Origin of the sequence: Pseudomonas paralactis (assembly GCF_001439735.1) — a bacterium.
Lineage (GTDB): Bacteria > Pseudomonadota > Gammaproteobacteria > Pseudomonadales > Pseudomonadaceae > Aquipseudomonas > Aquipseudomonas paralactis.
Window position 1 is genome coordinate 38200 of record NZ_JYLN01000008.1, and the last position, 15898, is coordinate 54097.

The following is a 15898-nucleotide window of genomic DNA, read 5'->3' on the forward strand; positions in this document are numbered from 1 at the left end:
ACCTGGCGTTCAGTGTTCCAGGTGACCGAATATGGCGCAGCGGACGGGACTCGAACCCGCGACCCCCGGCGTGACAGGCCGGTATTCTAACCGACTGAACTACCGCTGCGCGTAACACATGAAGCGAATGGTGGGTGATGACGGGATCGAACCGCCGACCCTCTGCTTGTAAGGCAGATGCTCTCCCAGCTGAGCTAATCACCCTTCGTTTCGGTGTGGGCGCATCATACACCAAAAAATCGTAATGTCTTGATTTAAATGCAATTTATTTAAAAAAAGTTTATCGCACGATTTTTTGCCATATTTCGGACAGAAAAAAACCCGCTCAATGAGCGGGCTTTCTGTGGTGACCTGGCGTTCAGCGTTCCAGGTGACCGAATATGGCGCAGCGGACGGGACTCGAACCCGCGACCCCCGGCGTGACAGGCCGGTATTCTAACCGACTGAACTACCGCTGCGCGTAACACATGAAGCGAATGGTGGGTGATGACGGGATCGAACCGCCGACCCTCTGCTTGTAAGGCAGATGCTCTCCCAGCTGAGCTAATCACCCTTCGTTTCGGTGTGGCGCGCATTCTACGGAGCGCCCCCAAGTCTGGCAAGCACTTTCTTAAATCTTTTTTTTCAGCCCTTCCAATGGCTTAGGCAGGGTTGGCCTGCGGCGTGATCAAGAGAATAATGCCCCCCTTTGTATAGAGGAGAGACTCACCCCATGTGGTTCAAGAACCTGCTTATCTATCGCCTGACCCAAGATCTGCCTGTTGATGCCGAGGCGTTGGAAGCGGCCATGGCCACCAAGCTGGCGCGCCCTTGTGCAAGCCAGGAGTTGACCACTTACGGTTTCGTCGCGCCTTTCGGTAAAGGTGAAGATGCTCCCCTGGTTCACGTCAGCGGCGATTTCCTGCTGATCGCCGCTCGCAAGGAAGAACGCATCCTGCCGGGTAGCGTGGTGCGTGATGCACTTAAAGAGAAAGTCGAAGAGATCGAAGCCGAGCAAATGCGCAAGGTCTATAAGAAGGAGCGCGACCAGATCAAGGATGAAATCATCCAGGCCTTCCTGCCGCGTGCCTTTATCCGTCGCTCGTCGACCTTCGCTGCAATCGCGCCGAAACAGGGCCTGATCCTGGTCAACTCGGCCAGCCCCAAGCGTGCCGAAGACCTGCTGTCGACCCTGCGTGAAGTGATCGGCACCCTGCCCGTCCGCCCTCTGACGGTAAAAACCGCACCGACTGCAATCATGACTGACTGGGTCACCACCCAGAAACCGGCTGATGACTTCTTCGTCCTCGACGAATGCGAACTGCGCGACACCCACGAAGACGGCGGCATCGTGCGCTGCAAACGCCAGGACCTGACCGGCGAAGAGATCCAGCTGCACCTGACCACCGGCAAGGTCGTAACCCAACTGTCCCTGGCGTGGCAGGACAAGCTGTCCTTCATGCTCGATGACAAGATGACCGTCAAACGCCTGAAATTCGAAGACCTGCTGCAAGACCAGGCGGAACAGGACGGCGGCGACGAAGCCCTGGGCCAACTGGATGCCAGCTTTACCTTGATGATGCTGACCTTCGGCGACTTCCTGCCGGCGCTGGTGGAAGCACTGGGCGGCGAAGAGACGCCACAGGGCATCTAAACACCGATCCAATGTGGGCACGGTCAGTGTGGGAGCTGGCTTGCCTGCGATAACGGAGTGTCAGCCAGAGTACTGCCGACTGATACACCGCTATCGCAGGCAAGCCAGCTCCCACATTTGATTGCATCGACAACTCAGAAATCGAATAAAAAAGGACATCCCCATGCGTGCACTCGCCGCCTTGAGCCGCTTCGTCGGCAATACCTTCGCTTACTGGGTGTTGATATTTGCCGTGCTCGCCTTCCTCGAACCCAGCTGGTTCATCGGCCTGAAAAGCGCCATCGTCCCGCTGCTGGGCCTGGTGATGTTCGGCATGGGGCTGACCTTGAAACTCGAAGACTTCGCCGAAGTCGCTCGCCACCCATGGCGCGTGGCATTGGGCGTGGTCGCGCATTTTGTGATCATGCCGGGCGTGGCATGGTTGTTATGCCAGGCCTTTCACCTGCCAGCGGAAATTGCCGTCGGCGTGATTCTGGTCGGCTGTTGCCCAAGCGGCACCTCGTCCAACGTGATGACCTGGCTGGCCCGCGGCGACCTGGCGTTGTCGGTGGCGATTGCCGCCGTCACCACCCTCCTCGCCCCGCTGCTCACACCGGCGTTGATCTGGCTACTGGCCTCGGCCTGGCTGCCGGTATCGTTCATGGAGCTGTTCTGGTCGATCCTGCAAGTGGTGCTGCTGCCGATTGTGCTCGGTGTGGTGGCGCAACGGGTGCTGGGCGAGCGGGTTCGCCATGCGGTGGACGTGCTGCCGCTGGTGTCGGTGGTCAGCATTGTGATCATCGTCGCGGCCGTGGTTGCCGCAAGCCAGGCGAAGATTGCCGAATCGGGCCTGCTGATCATGGCGGTGGTGATGCTGCACAACAGCTTCGGTTACCTGCTGGGCTACTTCACCGGGCGCCTGTTCAAGTTGCCCCTGGCGCAACGCAAGTCGTTGGCGCTGGAAGTCGGTATGCAGAACTCAGGGCTGGGTGCCGCGCTGGCCAGTGCGCATTTTTCGCCGCTGGCGGCGGTGCCCAGTGCGCTCTTCAGCGTCTGGCACAATATTTCCGGCGCATTGCTGTCGACCTATTTCCGCCGCATGAGCGAAAAGGAAGACCGCCGCGCCCTGGAAACCGCGCCGTAAACTTGATCGTCTGAGCCGTTTTCGGCACTCTACTTGGCTTCGCGGGGACGACCTCGCGACGCTATCAAGTGCTTACCCGGGGACGACCCCACTTTGATAGAAGCGAGGTCATCATGTCCTGGATCATTCTGTTTTTTGCCGGGTTGTTTGAAGTTGGCTGGGCCGTCGGCCTGAAATACACCGACGGTTTCAGCAAGCCACTGCCGACCGCCCTGACGATTGCCGCCATGGCCGTCAGCCTTGGGTTGCTGGGGCTGGCCATGAAGGAGCTGCCGCTGGGCACCGCCTATGCCATCTGGACCGGCGTGGGTGCCGTGGGCACCGTAATTGCGGGGATTATCCTGTTTGGGGAGTCCATGGCGTTGTTTCGGTTGGCGAGTGTGGCGTTGATTATTTGTGGGCTGATTGGCCTCAAGATCTCGACATAAAGCCACTACCGCTATCGCAGGCAAGCCAGCCCCCACATTTGACTGTATTCACAATTCAAAATGTGGGAGCTGGCTTGCCTGCGATGAGGCCCTGACAAACAACGAAAACTACCTGGCACTCCCCCGCAAACCGCCCACCACAGCCTGCAACTGCTCAGGCGTCGCCGCCTCCACAGCCACCGGCTCACCCGCCACCAGCACCACCCGCGACCAGATCCGATGGAAGAAGCCCTTGTTCGGATCGCGGCTGAAGAAACTCCCCCACAACCCCTGCAACGCCATGGGGATCACCGGCACCGGCGTCTCCTCCAGGATGCGTGTCACCCCACCGCGAAACTCATTCATCTCGCCATCGGCGGTCAGCTTGCCTTCCGGGAAGATGCACACCAACTCGCCATCCTTGAGGTACTGGGCAATCCGCGCGAACGCCTGTTCGTAGATTTGAATGTCTTCATGGCGACCGGCAATCGGAATCGCCCCAGCGGTGCGGAAGATAAAGTTGAGCACCGGCAAACGGTAGATCTTGTAGTACATGACAAAGCGAATCGGCCGACGCACCGCGCCACCAATCAACAGCGCATCGACAAACGACACATGGTTGCACACCAGCAACGCCGCGCCTTCATCCGGGATGGCCTCCAGGTTGCGATGCTCCACGCGGTACATGGAATGGCTGAGCAGCCAGATCATGAAGCGCATGGTGAATTCGGGGACGATCCTGAAGATGTAGGTGTTGACGGCGATGTTGAGCAGCGACACCACCAGGAACAACTCGGGGATCGACAGCTGGGCCACGCTCAGCAACAGGATCGAAACAATGGCCGAAACCACCATGAACAATGCGTTGAGAATGTTGTTGGCCGCGATGACCCGTGCCCGTTCGTTCTCGGCGGTGCGCGATTGGATCAGCGCATACAGCGGCACAATATAGAAGCCGCCGAACACACCCAGGCCGAGAATATCGAGCAACACCCACCAGGCCTGGCCGTAGCTGAGCACCGCGAGCCAATCGTTGGCTTGCACGTTCTGCGGGAAACCGCCGGAGTGCCACCACAGCAGCAGGCCGAACACGGTCAGGCCAAAAGAGCCGAACGGCACCAGGCCGATTTCCACCTTACGCCCGGAGAGTTTTTCGCAGAGCATCGAGCCCAGGGCGATGCCCACTGAGAACACGGTGAGGATCAGGGTCACTACGGTTTCGTCGCCGTACAACCACTCCTTGGCATAGGCCGGGATTTGCGTGAGGTAGATCGCGCCGACAAACCAGAACCACGAGTTGCCGACAATCGAGCGCGACACCGCCGGCGTCTGCCCCAGGCCCATGCGCAACGTGGCCCAGGACTGGGTGAAGATATTCCAGTCCAGGCGCAGTTGCGGTGTTGAAGCCGCCGCACGCGGGATGCTGCGGCTGGCCAGGTAGCCCAGCACCGCCACACCGACAATCGCCACCGCCACCACCGGCGCGTAGTGGGTGGACGACATCATGATGCCGGCGCCAATGGTGCCGGCCAGAATCGCCAGGAAGGTGCCCATCTCCACCAGGCCGTTGCCGCCGACCAGCTCATCGTCGTGCAAAGCCTGGGGCATGATCGAGTACTTCACCGGGCCGAACAGCGCCGAGTGAGTACCCATGGCAAACAGCGCCAACAGCATCAATTCCAGATGATTAGTCAGGAAGCCTGCCGCGCCGACGGCCATGATCACGATCTCGCCGATCTTGATCGCGCGGATCAACGCGTCCTTGTTGAATTTCTCGCCAAACTGCCCGGCCAACGCCGAAAACAGGAAGAACGGCAGGATAAACAACAAGGCGCACAGGTTGACCCAGATAGAGCGGTCGCCCTCGATGGTGAGCTTGTAAAGGATGGCCAGGATCAGCGACTGCTTGAAGATGTTGTCGTTGAACGCGCCCAGCAATTGGGTGATGAAAAACGGCAAGAAGCGCCGCGTGCGCAGCAAGGTGAATTGGGAAGGATGGCTCATCGTCGTCCGTGTTCCTGCGTGGCCTGTATTTATCAGGCCACGACTTTACCTAATCCTGCTTACTTATTCGCTAGCCCGGCAATACAAGGCGAAACAAAAAGCTCGCCTTTATAAGCGCCCTGCACGGTGCGCTTGGCCACGATCAGCCACATCAGCGCCAGCGCGACCACCAGCACACTGCCAAACACACTGAAAAACACCAACTGCAACAGGCTCGCCAATTTAAGCGTGGCCAGGGCATACACCCCCAGTGGGAAGGTGAAGCCCCACCAACCCAGGTTGAACGGGATACCGGCGCGCAGGTAACGCAGGGTGATCAACACCGCAATCAACATCCACCACAAGCCGAAGCCCCATAGGGTGATGCCCGCAATCAGGCCCAGGCCGTGGGCCATTTCACCGACACTGGCCAGACCATTGGCGGCGAAGATCGCAGGGGCGTCCGTACCCAGCAACAACATGCCCAGGGCACCGGTGCCGATGGGGCCCAGCGCCAACCAGCTCGACGCTGCCATATTGGCGTGAGGCAACTTATGCAAGGCCATGCGCAACATCAGGATGGTCAGGATGCTGAACGCTACCGGCAGGGAGAACGCCCACAGCACGTAGCTTGTCACCAGCATCACCAGTTGCGAATGGGCATCGGCCAGGTGCGGCGCGAGCAAGCCGCCGCTGGCCGCGGCCACTTCGGCAGCTACCACGGGCAACAGCCAGACAGCGGTCATCTGGTCGATGCTGTGCTCCTGGCGGGTGAACATCATGAACGGGATCAGTACGCCGCAGGCCAGGGACATGGCCACGTCCAGCCACCACAGGGCTTCAGCCAACGGGATCACATCACTGCCCCAGCGTGGCAGGCCGAACAGCAGCAGACCATTGAGAATAGTCGCCAGCCCCATCGGGATGGTGCCGAAGAACATCGAGACCGTGGAGTGTCCGAAGATTCTCCGTGCCTCGTGGAAAAACATCACCCAACGGGTGGCATACAACACGCTGAACAACACAAACAGGCCGATGGTGAATATCCACAAGCCCTCAGCGACAGCGTGCAAGCCGGGCAAGGTGACCGGCAACTGAGCCAGGGCCAGCGCCAGCACGCCGGTGCCCATGGTGGCGGCAAACCAGTTCGGGGTGAACTGGCGAATCACTTCCCGGGGACGGGTCAGATGGCTGAAAGGTTTGTAACGGTGGGTGGTCGAGCAGGTCATGGTCAATCCTCTTCCTCGCATGAGGTTGAGTCCATGGTAGAACCTGATCGAATATCTATATAACGGGTAATATCTCTAACTGTTATCTACTTTATAGATATTAGCCTCGCCTATGCAGCTGCTCGGCTCCGCGCAGAGCCCTGCCATAACTGCCCGCCTAGAGCGCCCAACGCCAACAGGATGAGGACCGCAGCGTAGCCATCGGTAGTGACGACAAGGCCAAACACCCGGCTCAGATTGCCCGCCACCAACGCCGGTACGCAGAATGCCAGGTAGCTCAGTACATAGAATGCCGACATCAACCCCGCACGCTCATGGGGCAACGCCAACCCGACGATACTGCGCACGCTGCCCATAAAGCCGCCGCCGAAACCAAAGCCGGCGATCACACTGGCGACAAAGAACAACCACAGGCTGGCCGTCTGCACGGCAACCAACAATAGGCTCACGCCAATGGCCATCAGCACCGCCGACAGGCGCATGACCTTGTCAGCCGCACGGTTGCGCAGGCTGTAGATCATAACCGCGCCACTTAACGTAACCACCGCGACCAGCCCTCCGCCGATCAAATGCGAGGTCGACCCGGTGGCGACCCGCACCAGCGAAGGCGCCAAAGAAGAAAAGAACCCACCCAGCGCCCATACCGCCACATTCAACGGCATCGCCAACCACAAGGCCCGGCGCGCTTGCGGTGGCACATGCAGGGTGGGCGCCAAGGACTTCAAGGCCCCCGGTATACGACTGACCGTCTCGGACAACCGCCAGACATACACGGCCTGCAGCACCATCAAGCCCAGTAAGGTGAAATAGATCAATTGCGTCGGCCGTGGCGCGTACTCAACCAGCAAACCGCTGCCCAGCCCGCCACTGGCCATGCCCAGCATCGGCGCAAGGCTGTTGAGCATCGGGCCGCGCACCCGGTCAGTATCGAGCAGCGTCGCACTCAGCACCGCTGTGGCAGTACCAGTTGCAAAACCCTGTAATGCACGTGCAGCGAGTAGATAGACCGTACTGTCCGCGTTGATAAACAGCAGCATCGCCACGATATTCAGCAGCAACGCGGCAAAGATCACCGGCTTGCGCCCCAGGTAATCGGACAGCGAGCCCACCGTCAGCAGCGCCGCCAACAGGCTTAGGGCATAGACGCCAAAGATAGCCGTCAGCATCGCGGCCGAAAAATGCAGGTTGTCCTGATACACCTGGTACAACGGCGTCGGCGCGCTGGAGGCGGCGAGAAAGGTCAACACTGTGATCACGAGGAACGTCAGGCTGGACCGCTGGGAAATGACGCTGATCATGGGCACGCTCCGCTAAAGCTAATATTTTGCTTTTGTGGAGTGTGCTACTCGCTGGCGCTTAAAGCAAATTCTTTGTGTTAAGGTTTTACCCATGGCAATCAAAGAAGGCCTCCGCCCGGGGGGCCGTAGTGCCCGGGTACAAGAATCCGTCCACAGGGCGGTGCGCCAATTGCTGGAGACCCATGAGCGTTCCGGTGTCACCGTGCCAATGATTGCGGCGTGCGCCGGCGTCACGCCGTCGACCATTTACCGGCGCTGGGGCGAACTGTCAGTACTGCTCGCCGACGTCGCCCTGGCACGTATGCGTCCCGATACCGAACCAGCCAACACCGGTAGCCTGCGCGGCGACCTGCAAGCCTGGGCTGAGCAATATCTGGATGAGATGAGTTCGGACGTTGGGCGCAATATGATGCGCGACGTGCAAAGCAGCCCGACGCCAGGGTATTGCGTGAGCATCCTGAGCGGGCAGTTGCAGGTGATTGTTGACCGCTACCCGCAGGAACAGCCACCGAGCGTTGACCATCTGATCAACCTACTTGCGGCGCCGACGGTGTTTCGTATTCTGTTTTCGGCCCTGCCTTTGCCGGTAGAAGAACTGCATGCCCTGATAGAGCTGGCCCTGAAAAACTAAAGCGCGTGCACCGACCAAAATGTGGGAGCTGGCTTGCCTGCGATGCAGACACCTCGGTACACCCGTCAAGCGAAGTCGATACCATCGCAGGCAAGCCAGCTCCCACACTTGTTCGGTGTGCATCCAATAAAAAACGGCCTCTGATGAGGCCGTTTTGTTATTTCCAATCCCACATCATGTGCGCATCCCACGCCCACTCACCAGCAACCGCGCACAGCCGATATACAAGACGACGGTGGCGACGATCATGAAAGTGATCGCCACGCTGATCTTGATATCCGACACGCCCAGGATGCCGTAGCGGAAGGCGTTGACCATATGCAACACCGGGTTGGCCAGGGACACCGTCTGCCAGAACGGCGGCAGCAAGGTAATGGAGTAGAACACTCCGCCCAGGTAGGTCAGCGGCGTCAGCACGAACGTCGGGATGATGGAAATATCATCGAAGTTGCGTGCAAACACGGCGTTGATAAAACCCAGCAGCGAGAAAATCGTCGCCGTCAGCACCACCACCAGAATGGTGACCCCAAGGTGATGCACTTGCAGGTGAGTAAAGAACAGCGACAGCAGCGTCACGATCACCCCGACCATCAGGCCGCGCAGCACACCGCCCAGCGTATAGCCGATCAGGATGGTGTGCGGTGACACCGGCGAGACCATCAGTTCTTCAATGGAGCGCTGGAACTTGCTGCCAAAGAAACTGGAGACCACGTTGCCGTAGGAGTTGGTGATCACCGACATCATGATCAGGCCCGGCACGATGTACTCCATGTAGGTGAAACCGCCCATGTCGCCAATCTGGCGGCCAATCAGGTTACCGAAGATCACGAAGTACAGAACCATGGTGATCGCCGGTGGCAGCAGGGTCTGCGGCCAGATCCGGGTAAAGCGTTTCACTTCTCGATAAACGATGGTTTGCAGCGCGACGAGGTTGGGTTGCAGTTCGGAACTCATACCGCCACCTTCGCCAGATTTTTCTCCACCAGGGACACAAACAACTCCTCAAGGCGATTGGTTTTGTTACGCAGGCTCAACACTTCGATGTTCTGGGTCGCCAACTGGGTGAACAGCGCGGTGATGCCCATGGCTTTGTCCACCTGCACTTCCAGGGTATGGCTGTCTACCAGGCGGCTGGGGTAACCCAGCAGGTGCGGCGCCACCGACAGATTGTTCTTAAGATCAAGCAGGAAGGTTTCCACATGCAACTGGCCCAGCAGGTTACGCATGCTGGTGTTCTCGACAATGGTGCCGTGGTCGATGATGCCGATGTTGCGGCACAGCTGCTCAGCCTCTTCCAGGTAATGGGTGGTGAGGATGATGGTGATGCCCTTCTCGTTCAGCTCGGTGAGGAAGGTCCACATCGAACGACGCAGTTCAATGTCCACGCCTGCGGTGGGTTCGTCGAGGATCAGCAGGCGCGGTTCATGCACCAGCGCACGGGCGATCATCAGGCGCCGCTTCATGCCGCCGGACAGCGAGCGCGAAGGCACATCGCGCTTGTCCCACAGACCCAGTTGGGTCAGGTACTGCTCGGCGCGCTCCTTGGCGATTTTCGCCGGGATGCCGTAGTAACCGGCCTGGGTCACAACGATGTCGAAGGTCTTTTCAAACTGGTTGAAATTGAACTCCTGGGGCACCACACCGATGGAACGTTTGAGCGCCGCCGGGGACTTGTCCAGGTCGTGGCCGAAGATGTTCACCGTGCCGCTGGTCTTGTTGACCAGGGTCGAGAGAATGCCGATGGTGGTGGATTTGCCGGCGCCGTTGGGGCCGAGCAAGGCGAAGAAGTCACCTTCGGCGACATCCAGATCGATACCACTCAGGGCCTGGAAACCGTTGCCGTAGGTTTTGGTTAGCTGCCGGATGGACAGAGCGGAACTCATATCGGAATACGCACCAAAGAAGGGAATAGAAAGAATAGATGAGGGCACAGCGCAGGTAGTTCAACCGGCGATGCAATGCGGGCATGGTGCTTGCCCATGCCGCACAAGTACAGTCACCCGTATTAATAGTGTGTATTAAGTCAACGCGGTCATCACGGCTTTGCGATAGGCCGGGCGCTGTTGCAAGCGCTGGTACCAGGCCTCCAGATGGGGCATTGCCGGGCGCTCGATAGGCATCTCGAACCAGGCATAAATGAAGCAGCCCAAGGGAATATCGCCCATGCCGAACGCCTGGCCTGACAGGTAGGGTTGCTCGGCGAGGGCCTGGTCAACGGTTTTGAGCGCATCGATGCAGGCTTGGCGCCCGGCATTGATACTGTCCCAGTTTTGCCTGTCAGCCGGGGTGCGCACGATCCCCCAGAACACCGCCTTGAACGGGTCGGCGAGTGTGGAGGTGGTCCAGTCCATCCACTTTTCGGCATTGGCCCGGGCTTGCAGGTCGCCGGGGTAAAAATCCGAGGCCTGTTTGGCGCACAGGTAACGCACGATGGTGTTGGATTCCCACAGCACAAAATCGCCATCTTCGATCACCGGCACCCGGCCATTGGGGTTCATGGCCCGGTATTGCGGGGTGTCGACCACACCAAAAGCCCCGCCCGCATCAATTGCCTCATAGTCCAGGCCGAGTTCCTCGGCGCACCACAGTGCTTTCCTGACGTTTGATGAATTTTTACGACCCCAGATTTTCAGCATGACCGCGCCTTCTTGTGGATGAACTTGGCTGGATGAAGGCAGCAGCATACGCCGGATCAGCCGCGGCTTAAATCGCCCTGCAGATCACCCAACTGGGTCGGTGCATTGTCGACAAACAAGTGCGGGTAACACTGACGGATATGCTCGAAGAAAAACGCCTCGGGCACGTCAGCAAATTGTCCGTGATCCACCACGTATTCCATCGAACGCAGGCCCTGGCGATTGAACGCATGGAAAACACTGTCGTGCAGGCCATCGAATTCCAGCGGCGGCACATCGAACACGTCGCACAGTTGCTGATTGAACGCCGGCGTCGCCTTGACCCAGCGGCCGTTCAGGTAGAGCTCGGTATAACCGTGCATGGCAAACACGTCACTTTTGAGCAAGGCGAGCAGCCGCGGTGTGGACAGGTGGTTGCGCACGTCTGCCAGGCCAATGCGCGCGGGGATGCCGCAGTGGCGAGCGCAGGCGGCCAACAAGGTGGCCTTGGGCACGCAATAGCTTTCGCCGGCAGCCAGGGCGAAGCTGGCGTTCAAGGTGCCGGGGTCGCGGCTGAAAGTGTAGGGGTTGTAGCGAATCGCCTCGCGCACGGCGTAATAAAGACTGACTGCCTGGTCACTTAAATCCGCGTGGGTTCCGCGATGTTTTTCGGCGAACTCCACCACCGCAGGGTGGTCACTATCGATGAAGCGGCTGGGACTCAAGTACGCATTCATAAGCTTGATCTCCGAAGTGAGCCTGGAGTTTAACGACAGGCCTGCCCCAGAGATAACGACGATTACGCCAAATGTCGGCGCCTGCTGATGGGTATCCCCAGTACAACTTGTAACACCCTGATCACCCGGCTTGTTCGGATGCGGACTAAGCTCCCTGGTGGTTTCGCCCCTGGTTTCACGGAGGATTGCATATGCTGTTGTTGTGGATACTGGTGCTGGTGGTCGGCATTGCCTACCTGGCACACCGCCGAACTGCCCCCCTGCCCGCCCTGGGCGTAGTCGCCGTCTACCTGCTGGCGATGGGCGCCTGGAGCCACGCACCGGGCTGGCTGCTGCTGATCTTCTGGGTGCTCATCGCTGTGGTGGCGGTGCCTTTGCTGCTGCCCGACCTGCGCCGTCAATACTTCACCAAGCCGCTGTTCAGCTGGTTCCAGAAAGTATTGCCGCCGATGTCCGAGACCGAACGCGATGCGATCGATGCCGGCACCGTCTGGTGGGACGGCGAACTGTTCAGCGGGCGCCCGGACTGGGATAAATTGCTGGCCTACCCCAAGGTGCAATTGACCGAAGAAGAACAGGCGTTCATCGACGGCCCCACCGAAGAACTCTGCGCCATGGTCAGCGACTGGGAGATCGGTCAGGCCATGGACCTGCCGCCTGCGGCCTGGGAGCACATCAAGACCCACGGCTTCTTTGCCCTGATTATTCCCAAGGAATACGGCGGCAAGGGTTTCTCTGCCTATGCCCACTCCCAGGTCGCGATGAAGCTGGCGACCCGCAGCGGTGACCTCGCGTCCACCGTAATGGTCCCCAATTCCCTGGGCCCGGCCGAATTGCTGCTGCACTACGGCACCGAGGAACAACGCAACCACTACCTGCCGCGCCTGGCGCGTGGCGACGACATCCCCTGCTTCGCCCTCACCGGCCCGCTGGCCGGTTCCGATGCCGGCGCCATGCCCGACACCGGCGTGATCTGCAAAGGCGAATGGCAAGGCAAGGAAACCCTCGGCCTGCGCCTGAACTGGGAAAAACGCTACATCACCCTCGGCCCGGTCGCGACCCTGCTTGGCCTGGCATTCAAGGCCCATGACCCGGACCACCTGCTGGGCGAAGAAGAAGACCTGGGCATCAGCCTCGCGTTGATTCCAACCGATACGCCCGGCGTAGAAATCGGCCGTCGTCACCTGCCGCTCGGCGCCGCCTTCATGAACGGCCCCAACTCCGGCAAGGACGTGTTCATTCCCCTGGAATACCTGATCGGTGGCCAGGAGATGCTCGGCAAAGGCTGGATGATGCTGATGAACTGCCTGTCGGTAGGCCGTTCGATCTCCCTGCCCGCCGTCGGCACCGGCGCCGCCAAGTTCACCAGCCTGGTGACCGGGCAATATGCGCAGGTGCGCGAGCAGTTCAATGTGCCCCTGTCGGCCTTCGAAGGTATTCAGGAAGCCCTGGCGCGTATCGGCGGCAATGCCTGGCTGATGGACAGCGCGCGTATGCTCACCGCCAACGCCGTAGACCTGGGCGAGAAGCCTTCGGTACTGTCGGCGATCCTCAAGTATCACCTGACCGAGCGCGGCCGCGAGTGCATCAGCCACGCCATGGACGTGCACGGTGGCAAGGGCATCATCATGGGCCCGAACAACTACCTGGGCCGCAACTGGCAAGGCGCGCCGATTTTCATCACCGTGGAAGGCGCCAATATTCTCTCACGCAACCTGATGATCTTCGGCCAGGGCGCGATTCGCTGCCATCCGTTCGTGCTCAAGGAAATGGCTCTGGCCGGTCGCGAAGACCATGACCAGGCGCTGAAGGAGTTCGACGGCCTGCTGATGCAACATATCGGCTTTGCCGTAAGCAACGCCGCCAGCACCCTGGTGCTGAACCTGGGCTTCGGTCATTTCGAAAAAGCCCCCGGCAACCGTTTGAGCCAGGGTTACTTCCGTGCCCTGAACCGCCAGGCAGCTGCGTTTGCCCTGCTGGCCGACCTGAGCATGATGCTGCTGGGCGGCGAGCTGAAACGTCGTGAACGCCTGTCCGCTCGCCTGGGTGATGTACTAAGCCATATGTACCTGGCGTCGGCAGCACTCAAGCGTTATCACGACCTGGATTCGCCAGACCACCTGGAGCCGCTGTTTGCCTGGGCAATGGAAGAAAGCCTGGGTCAGTCAGAGCGCGCACTGGATGAACTGCTGAGCAACTTCCCGAACAAGGTGCTGGGTTGCCTGTTGCGAGGGATCGTGTTCCCGTTCGGGCGTCGGCATACCGGGCCGTCCGATGCGCTGGATGCCGAAGTCGCGGCGGTGATCGGCCGCGCCAAGGGCGACCCGACCCTGGAAGAACTGCTGGCCGGGTGCTATCGCCCGCAATCGGCAGAAGACCCAGTGGGTGCCCTGCAACATGCCTACGATTTGCTCGGCGCCAGCCATCCGTTGCAGAAAAAACTGCATACCGCGCTTAAAAGCGGGCAGGTCAAACCGACTGCCGGTGAGTCTGCCATCGATGCCGCCTTGCACGCCGGCGTGCTGCAACCGGGAGAAGCGCAAACCCTGCGCGATGCCGAAGCGGCTCGGCGCAAGGTGATCGACGTGGATGATTTCAGCAAGGAGGAGCTGATGCAGGCCGAGGGTAAAGTCCGCTGATACCGGCGGTCATATAAAAACGGGCGCGAGAGGCATATACTCTCGCGCCCGTTTTTGCTTTAGAGGACTTATCTCGTGTCCAACGTCGTTGCCGATCATCTCGTCTTGCTCGACCACTTGCGCAGCATCCTGGTTGCCGTCGGCGAAGCCGAACAGGTACCCGAGGAAAGCCACTCGCTGTTCCTGGAGCGTTTCGACGAACTGCGCGCCCTGTTGCCGATCGACCCGATCGAAAGCCAGTACCTGGGCCAGGACCTGATGAGTCAGGTCATTCTGCGCTACCCGCAAATCGCCCACCTGGTGCCACGCGACCTGCTGTGGTTCTTTGGCGGTGATTGCCTGCACTTCATGCCCGACGAAGAGCTGGACCTGTACCAGGCCCTGGAAGAACGTCGCTATGAAGCCGAACAGAACGACGAACCGTTCGACTGGAACCAGGAAAAACAGCTGCTGGCGATGCCTCAGGACCAGAGCAAACACTGACGCCAATATGTAGGAGCGAGCTTGCTCGCGAAAAACGTCAACGATAACGCGTGCTTCCTGAATAAACGCGGCGCCTGTGAGTTTTTCGCGAGCAAGCTCGCTCCTACAGGCATTAAGGCTTGCCCCTCCCACATCTCCTAACCGCGCTCCTACCGTCGGCGCAGCGTGGGTTCCTTGGCCATGCATGCCACCAGATAATCGATAAACATCCGCAACTTCGGCGGCAGGTAACGTGTGGGCGAATGTAGCAACCACGCCTCGCCATGGTACGAAGCAATAAAGTCCCACGCCGGCAACACCTGCACCAACTGCCCAGCCTCCAAGGCATGGCGCGCGGTGAAATACGGCAAGCTGCCAATACCTACATGCTCAAGCACCGCATCCAGCCGCACACCGGTGTGATTCGCCGCATACCGCCCGCGTACGCCGACCGTGACCGCCTTGCCAGCCTGGCGAAACTTCCAGCGTGAATCCCCCGGTGTTTCACCCAGATAAATGCAACTGTGCCCGAGCAGATCATGGGGATGGCTCGGTGCGCCATGTTCGGCCAGGTACTGCGGTGTCGCGCACAGCAGGTGTTCGATGGGCAATAGCTGGCGCCCGACCAGGCCGGGCGGCGGGCTGTCGGTGATGCGGATACTCAAGTCGACGTTGTCGTCGATCAAGTCCACATGCCGATCCTCCAGGATCAATTGCACATCCACCTTGGGGTAACGCCGCAGAAACTCAGGCATATGGGGATGCACCACAAACCGCCCCACCGCCTTGGGCACGCTGACACGTACCAGGCCCTCGGCTTCATCGGTGAACTGGCCACTGATTTCCATTACCGAGCGCGCCGCATTGACCATCTCCTGGCAACGCTTGAACACCTCCTCGCCGCCCTCGCTCAGGCGCAGCTTGCGCGTGGTGCGCTGCAACAAGCGCGTGGCCAGGGCTTGCTCCAGGCGCGAGATGCTGCGGCTTACCGCCGAGGGTGAAACACTCAGTTGCCGCGCTGCTTCGGAGAAACTGCCGGTTTCCACGACCTTGACGAAAATCGCCATTTCACCCAGCAATGGCAAAGGAAGATTGATGCTCATGACGCACAGGTCCATTGATAATTGAGCGGATTATCACT

General features: G+C 59.7%; 14 protein-coding genes and 4 tRNA genes. 6 read left to right on the forward strand and 12 right to left on the reverse strand.

Going from position 1 to position 15898, the window contains the following annotated elements; all coding sequences use genetic code 11:
- Positions 1–32 precede the first annotated feature (32 nt).
- From TX23_RS19740 to TX23_RS19755, 4 genes are all read right to left on the reverse strand, one after another.
- Positions 33–109: transfer RNA gene (locus TX23_RS19740), tRNA-Asp, on the reverse strand.
- Between the two features lie 19 nt (positions 110–128).
- A tRNA-Val gene (locus tag TX23_RS19745) sits at positions 129–204 on the reverse strand.
- A gap of 177 nt (positions 205–381) precedes the next feature.
- A tRNA-Asp gene (locus tag TX23_RS19750) sits at positions 382–458 on the reverse strand.
- Between the two features lie 19 nt (positions 459–477).
- Positions 478–553: transfer RNA gene (locus TX23_RS19755), tRNA-Val, on the reverse strand.
- 159 nt (positions 554–712) lie between these two features.
- Between TX23_RS19755 and rdgC the strand changes: the two genes are divergently transcribed.
- The 3 genes from rdgC to sugE all read left to right on the forward strand — a co-directional run bounded on the left by rdgC (position 713) and on the right by sugE (position 3184).
- Positions 713–1633: a recombination-associated protein RdgC gene (gene rdgC, locus TX23_RS19760; RefSeq protein WP_005786703.1), complete on the forward strand. Its 921-nt coding sequence runs from the start codon at positions 713–715 to the stop codon at positions 1631–1633.
- Between the two features lie 163 nt (positions 1634–1796).
- Positions 1797–2756, forward strand: a complete 960-nt coding sequence (locus tag TX23_RS19765) for a bile acid:sodium symporter family protein (protein WP_057703667.1) — start codon at positions 1797–1799, stop codon at positions 2754–2756.
- A 113-nt stretch (positions 2757–2869) separates the two neighbouring features.
- A complete protein-coding gene (sugE, locus tag TX23_RS19770) occupies positions 2870–3184 on the forward strand; it encodes a quaternary ammonium compound efflux SMR transporter SugE (RefSeq protein WP_010211634.1) in 315 nt (104 codons plus the stop codon).
- A gap of 108 nt (positions 3185–3292) precedes the next feature.
- On the opposite strand, the gene TX23_RS19775 is transcribed toward sugE, so the two are convergent.
- From TX23_RS19775 to TX23_RS19785, 3 genes are all read right to left on the reverse strand, one after another.
- Positions 3293–5167, reverse strand: a complete 1875-nt coding sequence (locus TX23_RS19775; protein WP_057703668.1) for an MFS transporter — start codon at positions 5165–5167, stop codon at positions 3293–3295.
- Between the two features lie 59 nt (positions 5168–5226).
- Positions 5227–6375, reverse strand: coding sequence for a TDT family transporter (locus TX23_RS19780; RefSeq protein ID WP_057703669.1), 1149 nt, complete (start codon positions 6373–6375; stop codon positions 5227–5229).
- A 110-nt stretch (positions 6376–6485) separates the two neighbouring features.
- The gene (locus TX23_RS19785) at positions 6486–7673 is read right to left on the reverse strand and encodes an MFS transporter (protein WP_057703670.1); all 1188 of its coding nucleotides are present in this window, start codon (positions 7671–7673) and stop codon (positions 6486–6488) included.
- 91 nt (positions 7674–7764) lie between these two features.
- Here TX23_RS19785 and TX23_RS19790 point away from each other — a divergent pair, with 91 nt between their 5' ends.
- Positions 7765–8304, forward strand: coding sequence for a TetR/AcrR family transcriptional regulator (locus TX23_RS19790; protein ID WP_057703671.1), 540 nt, complete (start codon positions 7765–7767; stop codon positions 8302–8304).
- A 174-nt stretch (positions 8305–8478) separates the two neighbouring features.
- Here the strand turns inward: TX23_RS19790 and TX23_RS19795 are convergent, their stop codons facing one another.
- The 4 genes from TX23_RS19795 to TX23_RS19810 all read right to left on the reverse strand — a co-directional run bounded on the left by TX23_RS19795 (position 8479) and on the right by TX23_RS19810 (position 11656).
- Positions 8479–9258: an ABC transporter permease gene (locus tag TX23_RS19795; protein ID WP_005786689.1), complete on the reverse strand. Its 780-nt coding sequence runs from the start codon at positions 9256–9258 to the stop codon at positions 8479–8481.
- Positions 9255–10187 (reverse strand): ABC transporter ATP-binding protein, encoded by a 933-nt coding sequence (locus TX23_RS19800; protein WP_032877040.1) that lies wholly within the window; start codon positions 10185–10187, stop codon positions 9255–9257. The genes TX23_RS19795 and TX23_RS19800 overlap by 4 nt, the downstream gene beginning before the upstream one ends.
- Before the next feature lie 135 nt (positions 10188–10322).
- Positions 10323–10940 (reverse strand): glutathione S-transferase family protein, encoded by a 618-nt coding sequence (locus tag TX23_RS19805; RefSeq protein WP_057703672.1) that lies wholly within the window; start codon positions 10938–10940, stop codon positions 10323–10325.
- 56 nt (positions 10941–10996) lie between these two features.
- Positions 10997–11656 (reverse strand): transglutaminase-like domain-containing protein, encoded by a 660-nt coding sequence (locus TX23_RS19810; protein ID WP_057703673.1) that lies wholly within the window; start codon positions 11654–11656, stop codon positions 10997–10999.
- A gap of 191 nt (positions 11657–11847) precedes the next feature.
- On the opposite strand from TX23_RS19810, the gene TX23_RS19815 reads away from it, so the two are divergent.
- On the forward strand, positions 11848–14295 hold the full coding sequence (locus TX23_RS19815) for an acyl-CoA dehydrogenase (RefSeq protein ID WP_057703674.1): 2448 nt from the start codon (positions 11848–11850) through the stop codon (positions 14293–14295).
- A 75-nt stretch (positions 14296–14370) separates the two neighbouring features.
- Positions 14371–14778: a PA2817 family protein gene (locus TX23_RS19820; RefSeq protein ID WP_003190109.1), complete on the forward strand. Its 408-nt coding sequence runs from the start codon at positions 14371–14373 to the stop codon at positions 14776–14778.
- Between the two features lie 149 nt (positions 14779–14927).
- Here the strand turns inward: TX23_RS19820 and TX23_RS19825 are convergent, their stop codons facing one another.
- Entirely contained in the window at positions 14928–15860 is a 933-nt protein-coding gene (locus tag TX23_RS19825) for a LysR family transcriptional regulator (protein ID WP_057703675.1), read from the reverse strand.
- Positions 15861–15898 lie beyond the last annotated feature (38 nt).